This is a genomic window from Streptomyces sp. NPDC031379 (assembly GCF_055569615.1).
Genome location: NZ_JBVIIT010000034.1, coordinates 56,214 through 78,467, shown reverse-complemented (window position 1 = coordinate 78,467; position 22,254 = coordinate 56,214). Strand labels below are relative to the sequence as shown.

Here is a 22,254-nt window from a genome sequence, read left to right as displayed (position 1 = left end):
GGTCCGAGGAGGGAGCCACCGATGATTCTGCTCCGTCGCCTGCTGGGTGACGTGCTGCGTCGGCAGCGCCAACGCCAGGGCCGTACTCTGCGCGAAGTCTCCTCGTCCGCCCGAGTCTCACTCGGCTATCTCTCCGAGGTGGAGCGGGGGCAGAAGGAGGCTTCCTCCGAACTGCTCTCCGCCATCTGCGACGCGCTGGACGTACGGATGTCGGAACTCATGCGAGAGGTGAGCGACGAGCTGGCGCTCGCCGAACTGGCCCAGTCCGCCACCGCCACCGAGCCCGTGCCCACGCCGGTCCGTCCGATGCTGGGTTCCGTGTCGGTGACCGGTGTGCCACCGGAACGGGTGACCATCAAGGCACCCGCGGAGGCGGTGGACGTGGTCGCCGCGTGACACCCGTGTGCGCGGTCTAGCCACCCGATACGAGTGAAGCCCCGGCCGGCTTCCCGGGTTCTCCCTGGGAAGCCTGCCGGGGCTTTCGCGTTGCCGGTGCCGGGTGGTGCGGTCATGGTGGAGGGACGTGACGGGGCCCGAGCACCGGAGGAAGCCGATGTACGTCGTGAAGAGCCCGTTGGCCGACGCGGACCTCAAGACCGTCTCCGAGGCGCTGCAGGGCGCCCTCGTCGATCTGGTGGACCTCTCCTTGGCCGCCAAGCAGATCCACTGGAACGTCGTCGGTCCCCGTTTCCGGTCCATCCACCTCCAGCTCGACGAGGTCGTCGCCTCCGCCCGCACGCACTCCGACACGGTCGCCGAACGGGCCTCCGCGCTGGGTGTCCCGCCCGACGGACGCGCCGCCACGGTGGCCTCCGGCAGCGGTCTCAAGACCACCCCGGCCGGCTGGATCAAGGACACGGACGCGGTCGGCGCGATGGTGGACGCGCTGGGCGCGGTGATCACCCGGATGCGGGAGCGGGTGGAGGCGACCGGGGAGCCGGACCCGGTCTCCCAGGACATCTTGATCGGGATCACCGCGGATCTCGAGAAGCATCACTGGATGTTCCAGGCGGAGCACGCCTGACGCGGCGGACGCCCGGACGACTCAGCCCCGGTGCGGGAGCGGCACCCTCTGCGTCCGTGTGCCCTCGATGCGCCCTCCTGGTGGCCGAGCGCAGCGATTAGCGTCCGGCAGGAGGTGATGGCGGGCATGGTGGGGCGAATAGTGCGGACGAGGCCGGCAGTGCGCTGGGCGGTCGCTCTCGGACTGGGCGCGGTGTGGTGGTGGGCCGTGCTGCGGCTCGCCCTCGCAGAGGGTGCGGGCGTGGTGGAAGGGGCCGTCGCGGCCGGTGGCTGGGGGCTGAGCCTGCTGCCGGTGCACTGTGTCCCCAAGGGGAACGCGACCGGGGCCGTGCCGCCGGGACGCCGGGTCGGTGCCTGGTGGACGGGCCACGTCACCAGGGCATGGCCACACCCCCGTTCGGGCGAAGAATCTGGCCCGTCGTGAACGCCGACGCGTCCGACGCCAGATACAGCACCGCGTGCGCGACGTCGTCCGGCTCGCCGACCCGGCCCAGCGGTGTCATACGGGTCATCACTGCCTCGGTGTGCGCCTGTGCCTCACGGTCGTGGCGGTCGGTCATGGGGGTGCGGACCCAGCCGGGCGCGATCGCGTTGACCCGGATGCCGTGCCGGCCGACCTCCGTCGCCAGCGTCTTGGTCAGCTGCACCACGGCCGCCTTCGCCGCGCCGTAGCAGAGCAGCCCGGCGCCGCCCGTGTCGACCGCGCCGGAGGCCATGGTGACGATGCTGCCCCGGGTCTCGTGGGCGAGCATCAGCCGGGCCGCCTCCTGGCAGGCGTACAGCACACCTTTGAAGTTGACGTCCAGCACCCGGTCGAGGTCCTCGTCCCGGGTCTCCAGCACGGGGCTGCTGTGCATGATCCCGGCGATCGCCGCCAGCACGTCCAGACGTCCGCAGGACCGGACGGCCTCACTGAGCCGGGCCCGGTCGGTGACGTCGACCACGTGCGCATGGGCCGTGCCGCCGCGGTCCTTGATCAGAGATGCGGTGCCGTGCAGGCCGTCCGCGTCCCGGTCGGCGCAGTGCACCGTCGCGCCCGCCTCGGCGAGCAGGACGGCGGAGGCCCGGCCGATGCCGCCGGCGGCTCCGGTGACGAACGCGGTGCGCCCGGTGAGGTCGTACGCCGTGAGGGCCATGAGGGGACGGTACGAGCATTTCTGACGGGTCGTCAATTGGTCTGCGGGGTGTGGCTGTCAGAGGGCGGCGGCCGGTCCGTGCGGGGCGTCAGGCGGTCCGGCGGGGATAGCGGTCCCGCCAGCGCTGGGGTGCTCCCGGCCCGGGGGCGGGGCCCGACTGGCAGGTGGGGCACCAGTACGTGGGGCGGTCCTGGGAACCGTCACCCTGGTCGGCCACCCGCACAGGGGTGCGGCAGCGCAGGCAGGGCCGGGGCGCGCGGCCGTAGACGAACAGGTCCTGCCGGGGCAGGCCCGTGGTCTGCCGGACCGGGCGGTCGCGGTTGATCTCCAGCAGTCTCCGGGCGAGGCCGGGCAGCTTCTCGGCACGGTCCGCCGGGAGCGCTCCGACCGGCAGCCAGGGCGTCACGCCGAGCAGGAAGCACAGCTCGCTCTTGTAGACATTGCCGATCCCGGCCAGATTGCGCTGGTCGAGCAGGGCCTCGCCCAGCTGGCGGACGGGGTCCGCGAGGAGGTTGGCCAGGGCGCGCTCGGGGTCCCAGTCCGGACCGAGCAGGTCGGGGCCCAGGTGGCCGACGGCCTGCTCCTCCTCGGTGGTGCGCAGCAACTCCACGACGGGCAGGCGGTAGCCGACGGCCGTGCGGTCGGTGGTGCCGAGGATCATCCGGATCTGGTACGCCGGTCCGCCCCGCCAGCGCTCGCCCGCGCCGTACACCTTCCACGCCCCCTCCATGCGCAGATGGGTGTGCAGGGTCAGGCCGCCCTCGAACCGGGTGAGCAGGTGTTTGCCGCGTGCGATCGTGTCGAGAACCCCGCGGCCGGTAAGGTCGACCGTGGCGTACTTCGGCACCCGGAAGTCGCTGCGCGTGAGCACCTTGCCCGCGAGGGCCTCGTGCAGCCGCCTCGCGGCCTGCCAGACCGTGTCACCTTCGGGCATGCGTCCAGGGTGCCATGGTGAGGTGACAGGGGCGCACGGTGCCGCTCACGCTCTCAGACGCAGACCGCGCGGTGTCGCGACGAACCCCGCCGCCTCCAGGAGGGCGCCCACGGGCGAGGTCAGGGCCTGGCCGCCGTTGATCCGCTCGACCGTGACCGTGCCGAGGGAGCCCGCACGGGCGGCCGCGGCCAGGGCCTCGGCGGCCGCCCGCAGACGCGGGTCGTCCGTCGCGGCGGTGTCCGGGCCGACGGGCCAGGCCAGCAGGGTCTTGCCACCGCGCTCCATGTACAGCGTCAGCTCACCCTCCACCAGGACGACCAGCGAGCCCGCCTTGCGGCCCGGCTTGTGCCCGGCGCCGGTCGGCGGCTCCGGCCAGGGCAGGGCCGCGCCGTAGGCGTTCGCGGGGTCGGCCGCGGCGAGGACCGCGGCACGGGAGTCGGGTGAGGACGTGCGGCCGTGGCTGCGGTTCCCGGCCGGGCCGTAGGCGGCGGCCCCGCCTCCCCGGGGGCCGCCGTAGCCGGGGGAGGCGAAGGGGTCGGCGAGATCGCGCGGGGAGACGTAGTCGCCGGGGGCGGTGGGCTGGTCCCCCGGCGGCCAGGAGAAGTCGCCGTCGAGGCCAGGGTGGGCGAAGCCGCCGTCGGCTCCGTCGAAGGCGCCGGGGGAGGTGTGGCCGTGCGGGGCGCCGTCGCCTCCGGTACCGCTCAGGGAGGCGAAACCGCCGGGGAAGCCCGGCTCGGCGAACCCGCCCGGGAGGCCCGGGGCGCTGAAGCCGTCCCCCGACCCCGCGGCGGGCAGGGCCTCGCCCCGTTCCCGGGCGTTGGACACCGCGCGCAGGCGGTCCACCGCGCCGTCCATGGCGAACTGGGCCGCGCCGAGACCCTCGACCACATATCCGCGCCTGGCCTGCCCGCTTTCCTCGAAGACCGACAGCACGCGGTACACCGCCGAGAAGCCGCCCTCGACGCCCTCCGCGGCGACCGCTCCCCGGGTGACCACACCGTGCCGGTCGAGAAGGGTGCGGGCCAGCGCGTGCGCGCGCACCGTGGCGTCCGGTTCGCCGGCCGGCAGCAGCGACCAGCGCCCGGCGACCGTCGGCGGGCCGGTACGGGAGGCGGTGCGGGCGGCGGCCGTCAGGGAGCCGTAGCGGCCGCGCGGGACGCTGCGCTTGGCGCGGTGGGCCGTCGAGCCCGCCGTACGGCCCGAGCCCAGCAGGGAACGCATCGGCGCGAGGGTGTCGTTGGTGAGCCGGCCCGACCAGGCCAGGTCCCACAGGGCGTCGGCCAGTTGGGGGTCGCTGACCTCGGGGTGGGTGGTGGCCCGCACCTGGTCGGCGATCTGCCGGAAGAACAGGCCGTAGCCGCCGGACAGGGCGTCGAGGGCGGACTGGTGGAGCGCGGTCAGCTCCAGCGGGTGCGGTGGCGGCAGCAGCAGCGGGGCCGCGTCGGCCAGATAGAGGGAGACCCAGCCGTCCTTGCCCGGCAGCGAGCCCGCGCCGGCCCACACCACCTCGCCCGCGGCGGTCAGCTCGTCCAGCATCGACGGCGAGTAGTTCGCCACCCGGGAGGGCAGAACCAGCTTCTCCAGCGCGGAGGCCGGCACGGAGGCGCCCTGCAACTGCTCGATGGCGCGCACCAGTCCGTCGACGCCCCGCACCCCGTGCCCCTTGCCGATGTGCTGCCACTGCGGCAGGAACTGGGCGAGCGCGGCCGGCGGCACGGGCTCCAGCTCATGCCGCAGCGCCGCCAGGGAACGGCGGCGCAGGCGGCGCAGTACGGCCGCGTCGCACCACTCCTGGCCGATGCCCGCCGGGTGGAACTCGCCCTGCACGACCCGGCCGTTCGCCGCGAGCCGCTGCAGGGCGCCCTCGGTGACCGCGACGCCCAGACCGAAGCGGGCCGCCGCGGTGGTCGACGTGAACGGCCCGTGGGTACGGGCGTATCGCGCGAGGAGGTCGCCCAGCGGGTCCTTGACCGGCTCGGTGAAGGCTTCGGGGACGCCGACCGGCAGCGCCGTGCCGAGCGCGTCGCGCAGCCGGCCCGCGTCCTCGACCGCCGCCCAGTGGTCGGCGCCGGCGATGCGGACCCTGATCGCCCGGCGGGCGCCCGCCAGGTCCCGCGCCCACTGCGGGTCCGCGCCCCGTTCGGCCAGCTCCGCGTCGGTCAGCGGACCGAGCAGCCGCAGGACGTCGGCGACGCCCTCCACGTCCTTGACCCGGCGGTCCTCGGTGAGCCACTGGAGTTCGCGCTCCAGCTCCGTGAGCACCTCCGCGTCGAGCAGTTCGCGCAGCTCCGCCTGGCCCAGCAGCTCGGCCAGCAGCCGGGAGTCCAGGGAGAGCGCGGCGGCACGGCGCTCGGCGAGCGGGGAGTCGCCCTCGTACAGGAACTGGGCGACGTACCCGAAGAGCAGGGAACGGGCGAACGGGGACGGCTCCGGGGTGGTGACCTCGACCAGGCGTACCTTGCGGGACTCGATGTCGCCCATCAGCTCGACGAGTCCGGGCACGTCGAAGACGTCCTGGAGGCATTCGCGGACCGCTTCCAGGACGATCGGGAACGATCCGAACTCGCTTGCCACCTGCAGCAGTTGGGCCGCGCGCTGGCGCTGCTGCCACAGGGGGGTGCGCTTGCCGGGATTGCGGCGCGGCAGCAGCAGTGCGCGGGCCGCGCACTCGCGGAACCGGGAGGCGAACAGAGCCGAGCCGCCGACCTGGTCGGTGACGATCTGGTCGACCTCGCCCTTGTCGAAGACGGTGTCCGCCGCCCCCACGGGGGCCTGCTCGCCGTCGTACTCGGTGCCCGTCTTCACCGGCTCCTGGTCGAGCAGGTCCAGGCCCATCAGGTCGGCGTCGGGCAGGCGCAGCACGATGCCGTCGTCGGCATGCATGACCTGCGCGTCCATGCCGTAGCGCTCGGACAGCCGGGCGCCGAGTGCCAGGGCCCAGGGGGCGTGGACCTGGGCACCGAAGGGGGAGTGCACGACCACCCGCCAGTCACCCAGCTCGTCACGGAAGCGCTCCACGACGATCGTGCGGTCGTCCGGGACGTGGCCGCAGGCCTCACGCTGCTCGTGCAGGTACGACAGCACGTTGTCCGCCGCCCACGCGTCCAGGCCCGCGGCGAGCAGGCGCAGCCGGGCGTCGTCCCGGGACAGCGAGCCGACCTCGCGCAGGAACGCGCCCACCGCCCGGCCCAGCTCGAGCGGGCGGCCCAGCTGGTCGCCCTTCCAGAACGGCAGCCGGCCCGGCACACCCGGCGCGGGGGAGACCAGGACCCGGTCGCGGGTGATGTCCTCGATGCGCCAGGAACTCGTGCCCAGTGTGAAGACGTCCCCCACCCGGGACTCGTAGACCATCTCCTCGTCCAGCTCACCGACCCGGCCGCCGCCCTTCTTGGGGTCGGAGCCGGCGAGGAAGACACCGAACAGGCCGCGGTCGGGGATCGTGCCGCCGGAGGTGACGGCGAGCCGCTGCGCGCCCGGGCGGCCGGTGATCTCGCCGGTCACGCGGTCCCACACCACGCGCGGACGCAGCTCCGCGAACGCGTCGGACGGATAGCGGCCCGCGAGCATGTCGAGCGTCGCCGTGAAGGCCGACTCGGGCAGCGAGGCGAAGGGAGCCGCACGGCGGACCGCGGCCAGCAGGTCGTCGAACTGCCAGGTGTCCAGCGCCGTCATGGCGACCAGCTGCTGCGCCAGCACGTCCAGCGGGTTCGCGGGCACCCTCAGGGACTCGATGGAGCCCGAGCGCATCCGCTCGGTGACCACGGCGGCCTGCACGAGGTCGCCCCGGTACTTGGGGAAGACCACACCGGTGGAGACGGCACCCACCTGGTGCCCCGCGCGGCCGACGCGCTGGAGCCCGGAGGCCACCGACGGCGGGGACTCGACCTGGACGACGAGATCCACGGCGCCCATGTCGATGCCCAGCTCCAGGCTGGACGTGGCGACCACGGCGGGCAGCCGGCCCGCCTTCAGGTCCTCCTCGACCAGGGCGCGCTGCTCCTTGGAGACCGAGCCGTGGTGCGCGCGGGCGATCACCGTGGGCGCGCCCAGGGCCGCGCCCGAACCGCCCATCAGCTCGGCGGGGGAGTGGTGCTCCTCCAGGGTCTCGCCCGTCGCACGCTCGTACGCGATCTCGTTGAGCCGGTTGCACAGCCGCTCCGCCAGGCGCCGGGAGTTGGCGAACACGATCGTGGAGCGGTGCGACTGGACCAGGTCGGCGATCCGCTCCTCCACGTGCGGCCAGATCGACGGCCGCTCACCGCCTTCGGCGGCGTCCGCCGCGGGGGCGCCGCCCAGCTCGCCCATGTCCTCGACCGGGACGACCACGGAGAGGTCGAACTCCTTGCCGGACTTCGGCTGGACGATCTCCACCTTGCGGCGCGGCGACAGATACCGGGCGATCTCGTCGACCGGGCGCACGGTCGCCGACAGGCCGATCCTGCGGGCCGGCTTCGGCAGCAGCTCGTCCAGCCGCTCCAGGGAGAGCGCCAGATGGGCGCCGCGCTTGGTGCCCGCGACCGCGTGCACCTCGTCCAGGATCACCGTCTCCACGCCCGTCAGCGCGTCGCGCGTGGCCGAGGTCAGCATCAGGAACAGCGACTCGGGGGTGGTGATGAGGATGTCCGGTGGCCGCGTGGACAGGGCGCGCCGCTCGGCGGCCGGGGTGTCGCCGGAGCGGATGCCGACCCGGACCTCCGGCTCGGGCAGACCCAGGCGCACGGACTCCTGGCGGATGCCGGTCAGCGGGCTGCGGAGGTTGCGCTCGACGTCGACCGCGAGGGCCTTCAGGGGGGACACGTACAGCACCCGGCAGCGCTTCTTCGGGTCGGCCGGGGGCGGGGTCGAGGCCAGCTGGTCCAGGGCGGCCAGGAACGCGGCCAGCGTCTTGCCGGAGCCGGTCGGGGCGACGACCAGCACGTCCGAGCCCTGACGGATGGCCTGCCACGCGCCCGCCTGGGCCGCGGTGGGCGCGGAGAACGCCCCCGTGAACCAGCCGCGGGTCGCGGGCGAGAAGCCGTCGAGGGCTCGGTGTGCGGAGCTGACCATGCGTCCATCCTGCACCCGGCCACTGACAATCGCGCTGACCTGGGCAAACGGTGTGCGGCGGGGCGGGGCCGGGAACCGGCCGCGGGCGGCGGGGCGGACAATGGGCGTATGGCGGGCACAGCTGGACGGCGCGAGGACCGGCCGAGCGGGGACCGGCCGAGCGGGGACCGGCCGAGCGGGGACCGGCCGAGCGGGGACCGGCCGGTGGAGCGGGCGCGGCACTGGCGGTACGAGGAGCTGCCCGGCGTCGACCTGCTCCGGGCCCGGTACGTCCGCAAGACCTTCGTCCGCCACACCCACGAACACTTCGTGATCGCGGCCATCGCCGACGGCGTGGAGGTGTTCCACCACCACGGCTCCGACGTGTCCGCCGGCGCCGGAGCCCTCGCGCTGGTCAACCCGGACACCCCGCACACCGGCCGGGCCGGCGTCCCCGAGGGCTGGCGCTACGGCGCGCTCTACCCGTCGGCCGACGTCGTCGCCGCGATCGCCGCCGAGACCAGCACCGTCCGGGGCACTCCGGGGTTCGTCAGCCCCGTCCTCGACGACCCCTACACCGTCCGCCTGGTCCACCAGGTGCTCCGCGCCGCCGACGAGGACAACGCGCTGGCCGCCGACACGCTGTTGCGGGTCGCGGTGACAAGGCTGCTGCGGTTGAACGGCGGCCCGCTGCCACAGCGGCGGACGAGGACGGCCGGAGCCCGGATCGCGGCACGCGCGCGAGCGGTGCTGGAGGAGCGGATGGCCGAGCCGCCGACCCTGGAACGGCTGGCCCGCGACCTAGGGACCAGCCCCTTCGCGCTGCTCCGGGCGTTCCGCGACACCTACGGTATGCCGCCGCACGCCTGGCTGACCGACGCCCGCGTGCGCCGCGCACGGCTCCTGCTGGACGCCGGGACAGCCCCCGCAGAGGCGGCCGTCACCGTCGGCTTCACCGACCAGCCCCATCTCAACCGGCACTTCGCCCGGATCGTCGGCGTCCCCCCGGGCGCCTACCAGCGGGAGCGCAAGAACGTACAAGACCTGCGCTGAGAGCCGCCCGTACCGTCCGAGGCGTGACACAGACAGCACTCGCGGACATGACCCCCGACGACGCCACGGACAAACCGGACGCGGCCGTCGTACGGGACGCCCTCGGAGTCGGCGTCGCCGTCGGCCTGTCCGGATTCGCCTTCGGGGTGACCTCGGCCGGCAGCGGACTCGGGCTGCTCCAGACCTGCGCGCTCAGCCTCCTGGTCTTCACGGGCGCCTCGCAGTTCGCCCTGGTCGGAGCGCTCGCCGCCGGAGGGAACCCGTTCACGGCCGCCGCCGGCGCCTTCTTCCTGGGCGTGCGCAACGCCTTCTACGGGCTGCGGCTGTCGCAGGTGCTCGCCCTCCCGCGCGCGGTACGGCCCTTCGCGGCCCAGTGGGTGATCGACGAGACCACCGCGGTCACCCTGACACAGCCGACCCGGCGCGCCGCCCGGATCGGCTTCACGGTCACCGGGCTCAGCCTGTACCTGCTGTGGAATCTCACCACGCTGCTCGGTGCGCTGGGCGCCAAGGCCATCGGTGACACGCGCGCGTGGGGACTGGACGCTGCCGGGCCCGCCGTCTTCCTGGCCCTGCTCGCGCCGATGCTCAAGACCGCCACCGAGCGCGCGGTCGCGGGCCTCGCGGTCCTGCTGGGCCTCGCCCTGCTGCCCGTCCTGCCGGCCGGTGTGCCGGTGCTGGTGGCGGCGCTGGCGGCACCGGTCGCACTGTTCGCCGAGGGCCGGCGCGGCGGTCGCGGCCGCCAGGAAGCGAAGGACGCGCCGGCGACATCGGATGTGCCGCAGATATCGGACGGATCGGAGGAGGGTCGGTGAACACCTGGATCGCGATCGGTGCGACCGCCCTCGGCTGCTACGCCGTCAAGCTCGCCGGTCTGCTCGTGCCCGCGGGAGCCATGGAGCGGCCCTTCGTACGGCGGCTCGCCGCCCTGCTCCCGGTCGCCCTCCTGGCCGCGCTCACGGCACAGCAGACGTTCGCCGACGGGCACGCGCTCGTGCTGGACGCCCGTGCCGTGGGGCTCGGCGCGGCCGCCGTGGCACTGCTGCTGCGTGCGCCGTTTCTGCTGGTCGTCGCGGCTGCCGTGGTGGTGACGGCGGGGGTGCGTGCCGTCGGCGGGTGAGACGGGGCGGCGCAGCCGGCGGGCTCCGTCTGCGTACCGGGGCGCTTCGGTTCGGCTGACGGGCGGGGGCGGTTCGGGGGGTGGTTCGGGCGGTGGACGGGGCGGCTCGGCCGGCGGGCTGGAGCGGCTTGGTCGGCGCACGGGGTCGGCTCGGTTTCGGGCGGTGGGCAGGAGCGGCTCGGTCGGAGGACGTGAGGCTCCGTCTGCGTACCGGCCCGTTCGGGCGGTGGACGGGGCGGTTCGGCTCACGCACCGGACCGGCTCGGGCGGCCAACCGGCGACCGGGGGGCGACCGTCGATCGGGGTGGCAGCCGGCGGCCGGGCCGAGGGTGGGGGCGGCTCAGCCTACGAAGCGGCCGTACGCCCTCAGCGTGCGCAGCGCCTCGATCGTCACCAGAGGGCGTGACTCCAGGGTGGGGGCCGGTGCCCACCGGCGCCAGCGGATCGGCCAGCCCCCGTCCTCCTGCTGTGCGGAGGCCAGGTGGTCCAGCGAGCGGGCCATCTCGTCGTCCGTGAACCACGCGCGCGCGAGCGACCCCGGGCTCCTGGCGAAGTCGTGCGGGAAGTGATGCTCCCCCGGGGCGTAGCCGGGCGCGACCGGATAGGCGTCGAGATCGTCCGGGTCCAGTGCCGCGAGCCGCTGCTCCCGCACCAGGCGGCCCAGCCGGTCGGCGGCGGCCTCCGCGCGCGGGCGGTCCGGAGCCGAGTCCAGGAAGGTCACGGCGGCCTCCACCTCGTAGGGGTGGGACTTCTCCAGGGACTCCACGGCGTGCCAGCAGAAGTCGGTGGCCCGGAACAGCCAGGCGTGCCATACCTCGTTGCGGTGCAGCAGCCCGACGACCGGACCGGTGGCCAGCAGCTCGCTGGGCGGGTCGTCGAGGACCGGCACGAACGGTGCCGCCGGATACCCGCGCTGACCGGGATGGATCGCCGGCAGCGCGCCGTCGACGGTGGAGACGGAGGTCAGATAGCGGCCCACGCGCTCCACCCGCTGTCCGCCGCAGCGCCCGATGGTGTCCAGCACGCGCAGCGCGTGGGCGGTGTGCAGGGGCTGGCTCACCGGTCCGCGCAGATCGGGCTCCAGCGCGTACCCGTAGCCGCCGTCCTCGTTGCGGTAGGCGTCCAGCGCGGCTTCCACCGCGTCCGGGGAGCCCTGCAGGAAGTGGTACGCGAAGAGGCGCTGCTCCAGCACGCGCGCGGTGAGCCACACGAACTGTTCGGCGCGGGAGAGCGGGGAGCGCGCCGGGGGTGCAGGGGGGGGTGGGGAAGCTCCTGTTTCGGCCATGCGTCAGACCGTAGGACGGAAAGCGGTCTCGACGAGCGGTCCCGGGCGGGGCCCACCCTCAGGGGCGGGATACTGGACTCATGCGGTTGACGGTCTTCTGGCAGCGGATGGCGGAACACTTCGGTACGGGGTACGCCGACACCTTCGCGCGCGATCACGTCATGTCGGAGCTGGGTGGACGCACGGTGAACGAGGCGTTGGACGCCGGCTGGGAGGCCAAGGACGTGTGGCGGGTGGTCTGCACGGTCATGGGCGTGCCGGGGGAGAGACGTTGACGCGGCAGCGTTGATGCATTGACCGAAACGTCCCGATCGTTCCGTGAAGATGTCGACGATACGGCACCGATCCGTCACGAAGACCGCAGGTTGGCGCCGGTTGTCCGCGGAGTCGGCGAGACTGGGGCCGTGGCACCCACTGACGAGGACAACCAGCCGCCCGCCCGGCACATGGCACCGACCGGTACGACGACGCCGCCCGACCGACCCCCGGCCCCCGGCACCGTCGCTCCGGGGGCCCGCATGCCGCGCTGGCTGCCGCGCGCCATGGTGCTCGCGCTCGCGTTGATCGCCGCGTTCCAGCTCGGCAGCTGGGCCTTCCACCAGCTGACCGCGCTGTTGATCAACATATTGATCGCGTTCTTCCTGGCCCTCGCGATAGAGCCCGCGGTGAGCCGGATGGCCGCCCGTGGCATGCGCAGGGGGCTCGCCACGTTCCTGGTCTTCCTCGGGTTGATGATCGTCACCGCCGGGTTCGTCACGTTGCTCGGCTCCATGCTCGCCGGCCAGATCATCAAGATGGTCGAGGGTTTCCCGGGCTATCTCGACTCGCTGATCAACTGGATCAATGAGACCTTCCACACCGAGCTGAGACGGGTGGACGTCCAGGAGGGCCTGCTCCACTCCGACTGGCTGCGCAAGTACGCGCAGAACAGCGCGGCCGGCGTCCTCGACGTCTCCGCACAGGTGCTCGGCGGACTCTTCCGGCTTCTGACGGTCACGCTGTTCTCGTTCTACTTCGCCGCCGACGGCCCCCGGCTGCGCCGCGCCCTGTGCTCCGTCCTGCCGCCCGCGCGTCAGGCCGAGGTGCTGCGTGCCTGGGAGATCGCCGTCGACAAGACGGGCGGCTATCTCTACTCGCGCGGCCTCATGGCGCTGATCTCCGGAATCGCGCACTACATCCTGCTGCAGGCCCTCGGCGTGCCGTACGCGCCCGTGCTCGGTGTCTGGGTGGGCCTGGTCTCGCAGTTCATCCCCACCATCGGCACCTACCTCGCGGGCGCGCTGCCGATGTTGATCGCGTTCACCGTGGACCCCTGGTACGCGGTGTGGGTGCTGGTCTTCGTCGTGGTCTACCAGCAGTTCGAGAACTACGTGCTCCAGCCCAAGCTGACCGCCAAGACGGTCGACATCCACCCGGCGGTCGCCTTCGGCTCGGTCATCGCGGGCACCGCGCTGCTGGGTGCCGTCGGCGCGCTGATCGCCATCCCCGTGGTGGCCACGCTGCAGGCCTTCCTGGGGGCGTACGTGAAGCGGTACGCCGTCACGGACGACCCCCGGGTGCAGGGGCATCGCAGCAGGGGGCCGGCCGGCCCCGGCCTGCTCGCCCGCATGCGGCGGCTGCGGTCCGCGCCGTCCGACGCGGAGGGGGCGTCGTAGCGGCAACGGAGACCTTCCGCGGGTGGTGATCACTACGTGAGCACCGCCCATGCGCCGGCTGCCGCGACAGCGGCCGCGTAGCAGCCGGTGGCCGCGGCCACGATCCGCCTGCGTGCCTCCACACTCCAGGGTGTGCGGGACAGCAGCCAGGCCAGCAGGGGCAGGACGAGCACGGCGTGCAGGCTCACGCCGTGCAGCGGTTTGAGCGGGGCCGTCGAGTGATAGGCGGCCTCCTGGTGGCCGGTCCGGGTCAGTACGACCCCGCGCGCGATCATCGCCGCCCCCGAGGCCAGTGCCACCATCAGCAGCGCGAACCCGGAGCGCACCGCGAGCGGCATGCCGGCGGGGCCCGTCGGCCGGTGCCGGAAGGACGCGACGGCGAAGACCGTGAGCAGCGCGACCAGCACGCCGCCGCCCACGGCGAGCGTCATGGACACCGCCGTGTCGACAGGGGTCTCCATGTTCAGGTGCGAGGGCACCTGGCGCCACGCCTGGAGCGTGATGCCGCCGACCTCCACCACGCAGTCGGCGGCGAAGACGAGCAGCAGGGCCGAGCGCAGCCGCGCGTCGACCCGCAGGTACGACGTGACCCAGGTGACCGCGATCAGCGTCACCCCGAAGGAGAGCCCGAACGTGACGGGCTTGCGCCAGGAGACGGGACCGTCCCAGGGGCCGCCGTCGACGGCGAACACCGCCAGGTGCACGAGGCCGGACAGGACGAGGAGCAGCCCCGTCGCGTGGCAGAGGCGGTCGACGGCACGCGGAGTCTTCATGGGCCAAGGCTCCCGGGAGCGGTGCGGGAGGTCGTCGTCCGGCCGAAGGCACCCGTCATACGCCGCCGGGAGTAGCGGTCTTTGGCGCCGCGCTCGCTCCCGGCAGATGCTGCGGATGCCGTGGGGCGCGCTTGACACGAAAATCGAACATCCATTCTCATGGAGGCTCAGGCGAGGCTTTCGGTAGGGGGTTTCAGACCGGTTTGCCGGGAAAAGTCCCTCGGTTATCCACAGGCTGGACCTGCGTCGGGGCGCATTGTCAGTGGCAGGCGTTAGCGTCTTTGACGTGAAGCGATCGACTCAAGCAAACCGGGTGGAACCCATGGCAGGAACCGACCGCGAGAAGGCGCTCGACGCCGCGCTCGCGCAGATTGAACGGCAATTCGGCAAGGGCGCGGTCATGCGCATGGGCGAGCGGTCGAAGGAGCCCATCGAGGTCATCCCGACCGGGTCGACCGCGCTCGACGTCGCCCTCGGCGTCGGTGGCCTGCCGCGTGGCCGTGTCGTGGAGATCTACGGACCGGAGTCCTCCGGTAAGACGACCCTGACCCTGCACGCTGTGGCGAACGCGCAGAAGGCCGGCGGTCAGGTCGCCTTCGTGGACGCCGAGCACGCCCTCGACCCCGAGTACGCGCGCAAGCTCGGCGTCGACATCGACAACCTGATCCTCTCCCAGCCGGACAACGGCGAGCAGGCCCTGGAGATCGTGGACATGCTGGTCCGCTCCGGTGCCCTCGACCTCATCGTCATCGACTCCGTCGCCGCGCTCGTCCCGCGCGCGGAGATCGAGGGCGAGATGGGCGACAGCCACGTCGGTCTCCAGGCCCGTCTGATGAGCCAGGCGCTGCGGAAGATCACCAGCGCGCTCAACCAGTCCAAGACCACCGCGATCTTCATCAACCAGCTCCGCGAGAAGATCGGCGTGATGTTCGGCTCCCCGGAGACCACGACCGGTGGCCGGGCGCTGAAGTTCTACGCCTCGGTGCGCATCGACATCCGCCGCATCGAGACCCTGAAGGACGGCACGGAGGCGGTCGGCAACCGCACCCGCTGCAAGGTCGTCAAGAACAAGGTCGCGCCGCCCTTCAAGCAGGCCGAGTTCGACATCCTCTACGGCCAGGGCATCAGCCGCGAGGGCGGTCTGATCGACATGGGCGTGGAGCACGGCTTCGTCCGCAAGGCAGGCGCCTGGTACACCTACGAGGGCGACCAGCTCGGCCAGGGCAAGGAGAACGCGCGCAACTTCCTCAAGGACAACCCCGACCTGGCCAACGAGATCGAGAAGAAGATCAAGGAGAAGCTGGGCGTGGGGGTCCGGCCGGAGGAGCCCGCCACCGAGCCCGGCACGGACGCGGCGGTGACCACCGCGGCCGGCGACGACGCCAAGACGGCGCCCGCTCCGACTGCCGCCAAGGCCACCAAGCCCAAGGCCGCCGCTGCCAAGAGCTGACCCGTGACACGACGAACCGACTGGGCCGAGTACGAGTACGCCACCCCCGGTGCCCCCCGGGGGAGGGGCACCGGGGGCTACCCGGACTCCGCCCCGGACGGGGACGGCGGACACCGCGACGACGGATACGGGCACGAGGGCGGCGGGCACGAGGGCGACGGCGGCGCGTACCCGGACGGCCCGGGCGGCGAGCCGTACGGGGACGGCCCCGGCCGCGGCTCCGGAGGCACCGCCGGAGCGCGGGGCGGCCGGGGACGCGGCCGGCGGCGGCGCGGCTTCGGGGACGCGCCCGGTGAGGACGAAGGCGCCCCTTCCTCGTCGAGGGCCGAGCGGGGGGAGTCTTCAGGGGACCCGGCTGAGCGGGCACGGGCGATCTGCCTGCGCCTGCTCACCGGGACCCCGCGCACCCGCAAGCAGCTCGCGGACGCCCTGCGCAAACGGGAGATCCCCGAGGAGGTGGCCGAGGAGGTGCTGTCGCGGTTCGAGGAGGTCGGGCTGATCGACGACAGCGCGTTCGCGGACGCCTGGGTGGAGTCCCGGCATCACGGCCGCGGGCTGGCCCGGCGCGCACTCGCCCGGGAACTGCGCACCAAAGGCGTCGACTCCGCCCTGATCGACGAGGCCGTCGGCCAGCTGGACTCCGAGCAGGAGGAGGCGACCGCCCGCGAACTGGTCGCCCGCAAACTGCGCGCCACACGCGGCCTCGACCGGGACAAGCGGCTCCGCCGCCTCGCCGGCATGCTCGCCCGCAAGGGCTATCCCGAGGGCATGGCCCTTCGCGTCGTCCGCCAGGCCCTGGAGGAAGAGGGCGAGGACACGGAGTTCCTCGGGGACGAGGACGTCTGAGGGGGCCGTGCGTCCGCCGGAGCCCACCCGGCCGTCGCCCCTCGCGCCGATCGGGTACATCTGCCCGGCCCCGACCTCGGACGCCCACCCCGCGCCGGGGGGTCCAGCCGGATTCGCCCAGCTCGGCGGACGGTGGGGTTAGCCCCCGCAGGAGACGCCGGGCCACCGCAGTGCTCTCGCACCACCGCACGGGCGAGTCTGTACGCACGCCCCGCACCCCGGCGCGCATCGCCGAGGCCGGCCGCGTACGACACGACCGACGCGTACAACAGAAGAGAGCCCGCCCCGATGATGCTGCGCTACGCCCTCAAGACCGTCCGTGCCCGCAAGGCGGGTTTTCTCGGCGCCTTCCTCGCGCTGATGTGCGCCGCGACTCTGATCACGGCCTGCGGCACCCTCCTCGACACCGGCCTGCGCGGCACCATCCGCACCGAGCGTTACGCCGCCGCTCCCGTCATCGTCTCCGGCGACCAGTACGTCCACCGGACCACCATCAAGCACAAGAAGGGCAAGACCAAGGTCAAACACAAGGCGAAACCCATCGCCGAGCGCGCCTGGATCCCGGAGCAGTGGCGCACCAGACTCGCGCACACCCCCGGCGTGGCCCGGGTCGTGCCCGAACTCACCTTCCTCGCCCAGCCGTTGATCCCGGACGGCACCGGCGGCCGTACCGCCTACGGACACGCCTGGGACTCCGCCGCACTGACGCCGTACCGGCTGACCACGGGCAGCGCGCCCAAGGCGGCCGGTGACCTGGTCGTCGACAGTGACCTCGCCGCACGGGCCCACCTGCGGCCCGGTGACCGGCTCACCGTGCAGTCCACCCAGGCTCCGCGCGCGTACCGGATCACCGGTATCGCCACCCCGGCCACCGCTGTACGCCACCAGACGTCCCTCTTCTTCACCGCCGGCGAGGCCCGCAGACTGGCCGCACACCCCGGGCAGGTCACGGCGCTCGGCGTGCTGCCGGCCAAGGGCACCGACCCGGAGCGGGTGCGGCAGGCCGTGGCGAAGGCGCTGCACGGCACCACCGCCCAGGTCTGCACCGGTGACGCCCGCGGGCCCGTCGAGTTCCTGGACGCGGCCGCCGCCCGCGTCCGGCTGGTCAGCATGGGCGGTGCCATGGGGGGCACCTCGCTGCTCGTGGCCGTGCTCGTGGTCGTCGGCACCTTCGCGCTCACCGTCCAGCAGCGCCACCGCGAACTCGCCCTGCTCCGCGCCATCGCCGCCACGCCCGGACAGATCCGCAAGCTGCTCGGCCGGGAGGCGCTGATCGTCGGCGCGGCGGCGGGCACGGCCGGTGCACTGCTCGGTCTGCCGCTGGGCGGCTGGTTGCACGCCCGGTTCGTCGCCCTGGGAGCCGTACCCGCCACGCTCGAGCACACCGTCAGTGTCTTCCCGCCGTTCGCCGCCCTCGCCGCCACCCTGCTCGGCGCCTGGGCCGCGGCCCGGATCGCCTCCCGCAGGGTCGCCAGGATCCGCCCGGCCGAAGCCCTGGCCGAGGCCAGGTCCGAACGCACCCGTCCCGCCTGGGGCCGTATCGCCGCCGGCCTGCTGCTCCTCACCGGCGGAGTCGTCCTCGTCGCCGTCCTCACCTCCCTGCGCACCGAACCCGCCTCGACACCCGTGACGTTCCTCGCCGTCGTCCTCCTGTCCACCTCCGTCGCCCTGCTCGGTCCCCTCCTGGTCAAGGCCGCCGCGCTGCTGCTCGCCGGCCCGCTCCGGCTCACCGGTCACGGCGGCCGCCTGGCCACCGCCAACCTGCGCGGCAACGCCGCACGCATGGCCTCCGTCATCACCCCCCTCACCTTGCTCGTCGGCATGACCTGCACCGTCCTGTTCGTCCAGTCCACGCTCGGCGACGCCGCCCGCGCCCAGGCCCGCGAAGGCGTCCGAGCCGCCGACTGGGTCGTCTCCGCCGAGGGGCCGGGCGTCCCCGCCGAGGCCGCGCAGCGGCTGCGCGCACGGCACGACACCGTCACCGAAGTGGTCCGCACGACCGTCCGCGTCGGCCTGGACAAGTACCCGGCGCAGGGCGTCACCTCGGGCGGCCTCACCCGCACCTGGGACCCCGAGGTCACCGCCGGCTCCCTCGACCGACTCGCCCCCGATACCGTCGCCGTCAGCGAACTCGCCGCCGAGCACCACCACTTGGAGCCCGGGAGCACCTTGAAACTCACGCTCGGCGACGGCACGCCCGCCACGCTCACCGTCGCCGCCGTCTACGCCCGCGGTCTCGGGTTCGGCGATCTCACCTTCGCCCACGACCTCGTGGCCCGCCACGTCGACAACCCGCTCGCCTCCTCCGTCCTCGTCGGCACGACCCGTACACAGACACAACTCGCGACTACGCTCCGTGAGTTCCCGGGGATGCGGATTCTTTCGCCGGCCGCCGCCGACGACCTCCAGGCCGACCGACAGCAGACGAACGCCGAGGTCAACTTTCTCGCCATGGGGCTCGTCCTGGCCTTCACCGCCATCGCGGTCGTCAACACGCTCGCCATGTCGGTCGCGGAGCGTGTCCGGGAGTTCGCCCTGCTCCGCCTCGCGGGAGCCACCCGCCGGCAGGTGCTGCGCATGCTGCGCACCGAGGTGCTGTCCGTCCTGCTCCTCGCCACGGTGCTCGGCAGCGGTATCGCCCTCGCCGTGCTCACCGCGTTCAGCCTGGGCATGACGGGCCACGCGGCCCCCGCGGTCGCGCCCCTGCTCTACGTCGCGGTCGTCGCGGTCGCCGGACTCCTCGCTCTGGTGGCCAGTGCCGTCCCGGGGCGGGCGGCGCTGCGGGTGCGGGCGGTCACGGTGGCCACGGCCAAGGAATGACACCGTGTCATGAACCTCCGTGCCCGCACGGGGGTTCGTTCCGTTTTCCGAGGGCGACCGGCCGGCTGGGCGCACGGCACGGACCCGCACGGTCGCCAGGGACGACGCCGGCACAACTCAGGTGTACGGCCCGGCGCATGACCGGGCCGTACACCGTGCCGCTCAGGACTTCACCGGCTCCACCGGTAGTCCGGCCGCCCGCCACGCCTGGAAGCCGCCCACCAGATCCGTCGCCCGGTGCAGGCCCAGCTGATGGAGAGAGGCTGCGGCCAGGCTGGAGGCGTAGCCCTCATTGCAGATCACCACGACGCGCAGGTCGTGTCCGGTGGCCTGGGGTGCGCGGTGGCTGCCCCGCGGGTCGAGGCGCCACTCCAGTTCGTTGCGCTCGACGACGAGGGCGCCGGGGATCAGCCCGTCCCGCTCGCGCAGGGCCGCGTACCGGATGTCGACCAGCAGCGCGTCACCGTCCTGCGCGGCCTCATGAGCGTCCCGTGCCTCGATGCGCCGGTACCCGGCACGCACCGACTCCAGCAACTCATCGATGCCGACGGGCTGTTCACCGCTCTCGCGCGCCGCCGAACCGCTCCCGCGCACCGCCGAACCGCTCCCGTGCACCACCGGATCCGTGCTGCCGACGGGGCGTTCACCCGTCGCGCCGACGGCCGACTCGTTCCCGCCGGCCGGCCCCTCGTCCCTCGCGCTCACCGTCGACTCCTCGCTGTCCACCCGTGCGCTGCCCATCCTGCCGGTCACTGCCAGTCCTCCGGGCGTTCGACCTGCTCCAGACGCAGTACCTGACCCGTGCGGCTGTAGCGGCGGATCCGTGGCAGCGGCGGGTAGTAGGCGTGGACGGAGATCGCGTGCCGGTCGGGGGACTCGTTGAGCACTTCGTGCACATGGTGACGGCCGAAGGCACGGCCCTTCCCGGCGGCCAGCCGGCGTTCGTGGTCGACGCCCTCGGTGAGTTCCAGGGTCTTCCAGCCGTCGGTGGGCAGCCGGACGGCGAGGGAGTACTCCTTGAGTTCGCCCGAGGCGGTGAGGAAGGCGCCGACCGAATCGGCGTGGTCGTGCCAGCCGGTGCCGGTGCCGGGCGGCCAGCCGATCAGCCAGGCCTCGCTGCCGCCGGGCCCCTCCAGCCGCACCCAGGTGCGGCCCTCGGGGTCGAGCGGAAGAGAGGCGATCAATTCGGCGTCGGCCGCCGTGCGCCGTACGAAGTCGAGGAGGTCCGCCTGGGTGGGCGCCGAGCCGGCGGCAGGGGATGCGGTGGGGGAGGACACAGACACGTACACCGTCCTGAGGATGCTTCGCGGAACGGGCGCGCGACGGCGCCCGGAAAGGAGAGAAGGTGCGAATTCAGCAGGACGGGCGACACACGCAGCCCGCGTAGCGGACGAGGTCCATATGGACCCTCCGCCACAGGCGTACACAGGTGTCGGTCACGATCCGGAGTACAGCACGCTGCCGTACTCCGGTCAATCCACTGTCACCATGTGGACAGAGCGTGACAGAGCCCCCGGTCAGCGCGCGCCGGAGCCGGCCTCCGCCTCCTGCTTCACCACGCCCCCCACCGAGGCCTCGGCCGCCGCGTACAGGTCGGCCGGGCGGACCCCGCTCAACGCGGTGACCAGGTGGCCGTCGGGGCGCACGAGCAGCACGCTGTGCGCCGGGGCACCCGGGTAGCTCTCGGCGACCAGCAGCTCGGCGGGGTGCGGCAGCGCGGTCACGGCGGCGGCGAGCCTGGGCATCACCCCGGCGGAGACCCAGTGCTTGCGGTCCCACACGCCTGTGCCCGGCGCGATCAGGACGACGAGCAGCGCTCCCCGGCCGAGCCGGTCGCGCAGTTGGACGAAGGAACCGTCCTCCGCCGTGACCCGCACGTCCGTGACCGGTGCGCCGGGCGGGGTGTCGACCGGGATCTCCGCCTCCAGGTGCCGGGGCGCGAGCGGCGAGTCGGCGTACACCCCCGACGTGCCGAGCGGCCCGCGCCCGAGGTGAGCGTCCGTGAGCAACCCGTCGTGGCCCCTGGCCGCGCCCGGCACGATGTGGCGCAGCCCGCCCCCGCCGCGCAGCACCGGCAGCGCCTGGTCGGCGGCGCGCAGCCGGGCGGCGACCACCGCGCGCCGCTCGGCCTGGTAGCTGTCCAGCAGCGCCTCGTGCGGGCCGCGGTGCCAGGCGACGGCCAGCTTCCAGGAGAGGTTGTCGGCGTCCCGCAGGCCCTCGTCGAGCCCCTGGGTGCCGAAAGCGCCGAGCAGATGCGCCGCGTCCCCGGCGAGGAAGACGCGACCGGCGCGCCACCGGCGGGCCAGCCGGTGGTGCACGGTGTGGACACCGGTGTCGAGCAGGTCGTACGCCGGTGTGGAACCGCCGGTCCAGCCCGCGAGGGTCTCGCGGATCCGGGCCACCAGAACCTCGGGCGTGACCAGGTCCTTGCCCGGCGGCAGCAGCCAGTCCAGGCGCCACACGCCGTCCGGGAGGGGGCGGGCGGTCACCTCCCCGGCCGAGGGCCCGGACTGCCGCCACGGCGGCATCCGATGGAGCAACGCCTGACCCTCCCACGGAAGTTCCGTGCGCAGCGCGGCGACCGCGTGCCGTTCCACCGCCGTACGGCCCGGGAAGCGGATGTCCTGGAGTTTGCGCACCGTCGAGCGTGTGCCGTCGCACCCGACCAGATAGCTGCCGCGCCACCAGGTGGCCCTGGGGCCGCGGGTGTGCGCGGTGACGCCGGAACGCTCCTGCTCTATCGAGTCCAGGCGGCTGTCCACCACCGTCTTCACCAGCGGCTCGTCGGCGACGGCGCTGCGCAGGGCGTGCGTGAGGACGTGCTGGGCGATGTGCAGCGGGGCGGCGGGGTCGGCCTCGTCGAAAGCGACCTCGCTCATCACCTGCTTGCGCCGCAGAGACCGCCATCCGGCCCAGCGCACGCCGTGTTCACCGAGTGCGACCCCGGTCAGCCGCTCCAGCAGGGCGGTGGTGTCCTCGCGCAGGACGACGGTGCGCGCCGGGCGGGGTTCGTCCTTGCCGGGGCCCTCGTCCAGGACGACGGTCGGCACCTCCTGCCGGGCCAGGGCCAGGGCCAGCGTGAGCCCGACGGGCCCCGCTCCGACGATGATCACCGGGTCCATGACGCGGCGCCC

20 protein-coding genes are annotated in these 22,254 nt (G+C 73.5%); 11 read left to right on the top strand and 9 right to left on the bottom strand.

Going from position 1 to position 22,254, the window contains the following annotated elements:
• Positions 1-21: 21 nt before the first annotated feature.
• From ACZ5CW_RS36765 to ACZ5CW_RS36755, 3 genes are all read left to right on the top strand, one after another.
• A complete protein-coding gene (locus tag ACZ5CW_RS36765; RefSeq protein ID WP_143637031.1) occupies positions 22-396 on the top strand; it encodes a helix-turn-helix domain-containing protein in 375 nt (124 codons plus the stop codon).
• 157 nt (positions 397-553) lie between these two features.
• Positions 554-1,024 carry a Dps family protein gene (locus ACZ5CW_RS36760; protein ID WP_468609343.1) on the top strand — a complete coding sequence of 157 codons (471 nt, stop codon included), beginning with the start codon at positions 554-556 and terminating at the stop codon, positions 1,022-1,024.
• A gap of 126 nt (positions 1,025-1,150) precedes the next feature.
• Positions 1,151-1,447, top strand: a complete 297-nt coding sequence (locus tag ACZ5CW_RS36755) for a hypothetical protein (protein ID WP_468609341.1) — start codon at positions 1,151-1,153, stop codon at positions 1,445-1,447.
• Here the strand turns inward: ACZ5CW_RS36755 and ACZ5CW_RS36750 are convergent.
• From ACZ5CW_RS36750 to ACZ5CW_RS36740, 3 genes are all read right to left on the bottom strand, one after another.
• Positions 1,395-2,159 carry an SDR family NAD(P)-dependent oxidoreductase gene (locus tag ACZ5CW_RS36750; RefSeq protein ID WP_468609339.1) on the bottom strand — a complete coding sequence of 255 codons (765 nt, stop codon included), beginning with the start codon at positions 2,157-2,159 and terminating at the stop codon, positions 1,395-1,397. The genes ACZ5CW_RS36755 and ACZ5CW_RS36750 overlap by 53 nt on opposite strands.
• A gap of 88 nt (positions 2,160-2,247) precedes the next feature.
• A complete protein-coding gene (locus ACZ5CW_RS36745; protein ID WP_468609337.1) occupies positions 2,248-3,093 on the bottom strand; it encodes an Fpg/Nei family DNA glycosylase in 846 nt (281 codons plus the stop codon).
• A 45-nt stretch (positions 3,094-3,138) separates the two neighbouring features.
• Positions 3,139-8,139 (bottom strand): ATP-dependent helicase, encoded by a 5,001-nt coding sequence (locus tag ACZ5CW_RS36740; RefSeq protein ID WP_468609335.1) that lies wholly within the window; start codon positions 8,137-8,139, stop codon positions 3,139-3,141.
• Positions 8,140-8,247: 108 nt separating this feature from the next.
• Between ACZ5CW_RS36740 and ACZ5CW_RS36735 the strand changes: the two genes are divergently transcribed.
• From ACZ5CW_RS36735 to ACZ5CW_RS36725, 3 genes are read left to right on the top strand one after another with little or no spacing between them, the layout of a single operon-like run.
• The gene (locus ACZ5CW_RS36735; protein ID WP_468609334.1) at positions 8,248-9,171 is read left to right on the top strand and encodes an AraC family transcriptional regulator; all 924 of its coding nucleotides are present in this window, start codon (positions 8,248-8,250) and stop codon (positions 9,169-9,171) included.
• 47 nt (positions 9,172-9,218) lie between these two features.
• Complete coding sequence (locus tag ACZ5CW_RS36730; protein ID WP_468609366.1) at positions 9,219-9,986, top strand: AzlC family ABC transporter permease; 768 nt, start codon at positions 9,219-9,221, stop codon at positions 9,984-9,986.
• Positions 9,983-10,291: an AzlD domain-containing protein gene (locus ACZ5CW_RS36725; RefSeq protein ID WP_468609333.1), complete on the top strand. Its 309-nt coding sequence runs from the start codon at positions 9,983-9,985 to the stop codon at positions 10,289-10,291. The genes ACZ5CW_RS36730 and ACZ5CW_RS36725 overlap by 4 nt, the downstream gene beginning before the upstream one ends.
• A 340-nt stretch (positions 10,292-10,631) precedes the next feature.
• On the opposite strand, the gene ACZ5CW_RS36720 is transcribed toward ACZ5CW_RS36725, so the two are convergent.
• Entirely contained in the window at positions 10,632-11,576 is a 945-nt protein-coding gene (locus ACZ5CW_RS36720) for a hypothetical protein (RefSeq protein WP_468609332.1), read from the bottom strand.
• An 80-nt stretch (positions 11,577-11,656) separates the two neighbouring features.
• Here ACZ5CW_RS36720 and ACZ5CW_RS36715 point away from each other — a divergent pair, with 80 nt between their 5' ends.
• Complete coding sequence (locus ACZ5CW_RS36715) at positions 11,657-11,851, top strand: DUF3046 domain-containing protein (RefSeq protein WP_468609330.1); 195 nt, start codon at positions 11,657-11,659, stop codon at positions 11,849-11,851.
• Positions 11,852-11,980: 129 nt separating this feature from the next.
• Complete coding sequence (locus ACZ5CW_RS36710) at positions 11,981-13,231, top strand: AI-2E family transporter (protein ID WP_468609328.1); 1,251 nt, start codon at positions 11,981-11,983, stop codon at positions 13,229-13,231.
• 32 nt (positions 13,232-13,263) lie between these two features.
• Here ACZ5CW_RS36710 and ACZ5CW_RS36705 read toward each other — a convergent pair whose 3' ends face one another.
• The gene (locus ACZ5CW_RS36705; RefSeq protein WP_468609326.1) at positions 13,264-14,004 is read right to left on the bottom strand and encodes a hypothetical protein; all 741 of its coding nucleotides are present in this window, start codon (positions 14,002-14,004) and stop codon (positions 13,264-13,266) included.
• A gap of 322 nt (positions 14,005-14,326) precedes the next feature.
• Between ACZ5CW_RS36705 and recA the strand changes: the two genes are divergently transcribed.
• The 3 genes from recA (at position 14,327) to ACZ5CW_RS36690 (ending at position 19,120) form a co-directional block, all read left to right on the top strand.
• Entirely contained in the window at positions 14,327-15,454 is a 1,128-nt protein-coding gene (gene recA, locus ACZ5CW_RS36700; RefSeq protein ID WP_468609324.1) for a recombinase RecA, read from the top strand.
• 3 nt (positions 15,455-15,457) lie between these two features.
• On the top strand, positions 15,458-16,300 hold the full coding sequence (recX, locus tag ACZ5CW_RS36695) for a recombination regulator RecX (RefSeq protein ID WP_468609322.1): 843 nt from the start codon (positions 15,458-15,460) through the stop codon (positions 16,298-16,300).
• Positions 16,301-16,588: 288 nt separating this feature from the next.
• Positions 16,589-19,120, top strand: a complete 2,532-nt coding sequence (locus ACZ5CW_RS36690) for an ABC transporter permease (RefSeq protein WP_468609320.1) — start codon at positions 16,589-16,591, stop codon at positions 19,118-19,120.
• Between the two features lie 162 nt (positions 19,121-19,282).
• Here the strand turns inward: ACZ5CW_RS36690 and ACZ5CW_RS36685 are convergent, their stop codons facing one another.
• From ACZ5CW_RS36685 to ACZ5CW_RS36670, 4 genes are all read right to left on the bottom strand, one after another.
• Positions 19,283-19,714 carry a rhodanese-like domain-containing protein gene (locus ACZ5CW_RS36685; protein ID WP_468609364.1) on the bottom strand — a complete coding sequence of 144 codons (432 nt, stop codon included), beginning with the start codon at positions 19,712-19,714 and terminating at the stop codon, positions 19,283-19,285.
• Positions 19,715-19,869: 155 nt separating this feature from the next.
• Positions 19,870-20,409, bottom strand: a complete 540-nt coding sequence (locus ACZ5CW_RS36680; RefSeq protein WP_468609318.1) for a cupin domain-containing protein — start codon at positions 20,407-20,409, stop codon at positions 19,870-19,872.
• Positions 20,410-20,473: 64 nt separating this feature from the next.
• A complete protein-coding gene (locus tag ACZ5CW_RS36675; protein WP_313960178.1) occupies positions 20,474-20,560 on the bottom strand; it encodes a putative leader peptide in 87 nt (28 codons plus the stop codon).
• Positions 20,561-20,637: 77 nt separating this feature from the next.
• On the bottom strand, positions 20,638-22,242 hold the full coding sequence (locus ACZ5CW_RS36670) for an FAD-dependent monooxygenase (protein WP_468609316.1): 1,605 nt from the start codon (positions 22,240-22,242) through the stop codon (positions 20,638-20,640).
• Between the last annotated feature and the right edge of the window lie 12 nt (positions 22,243-22,254).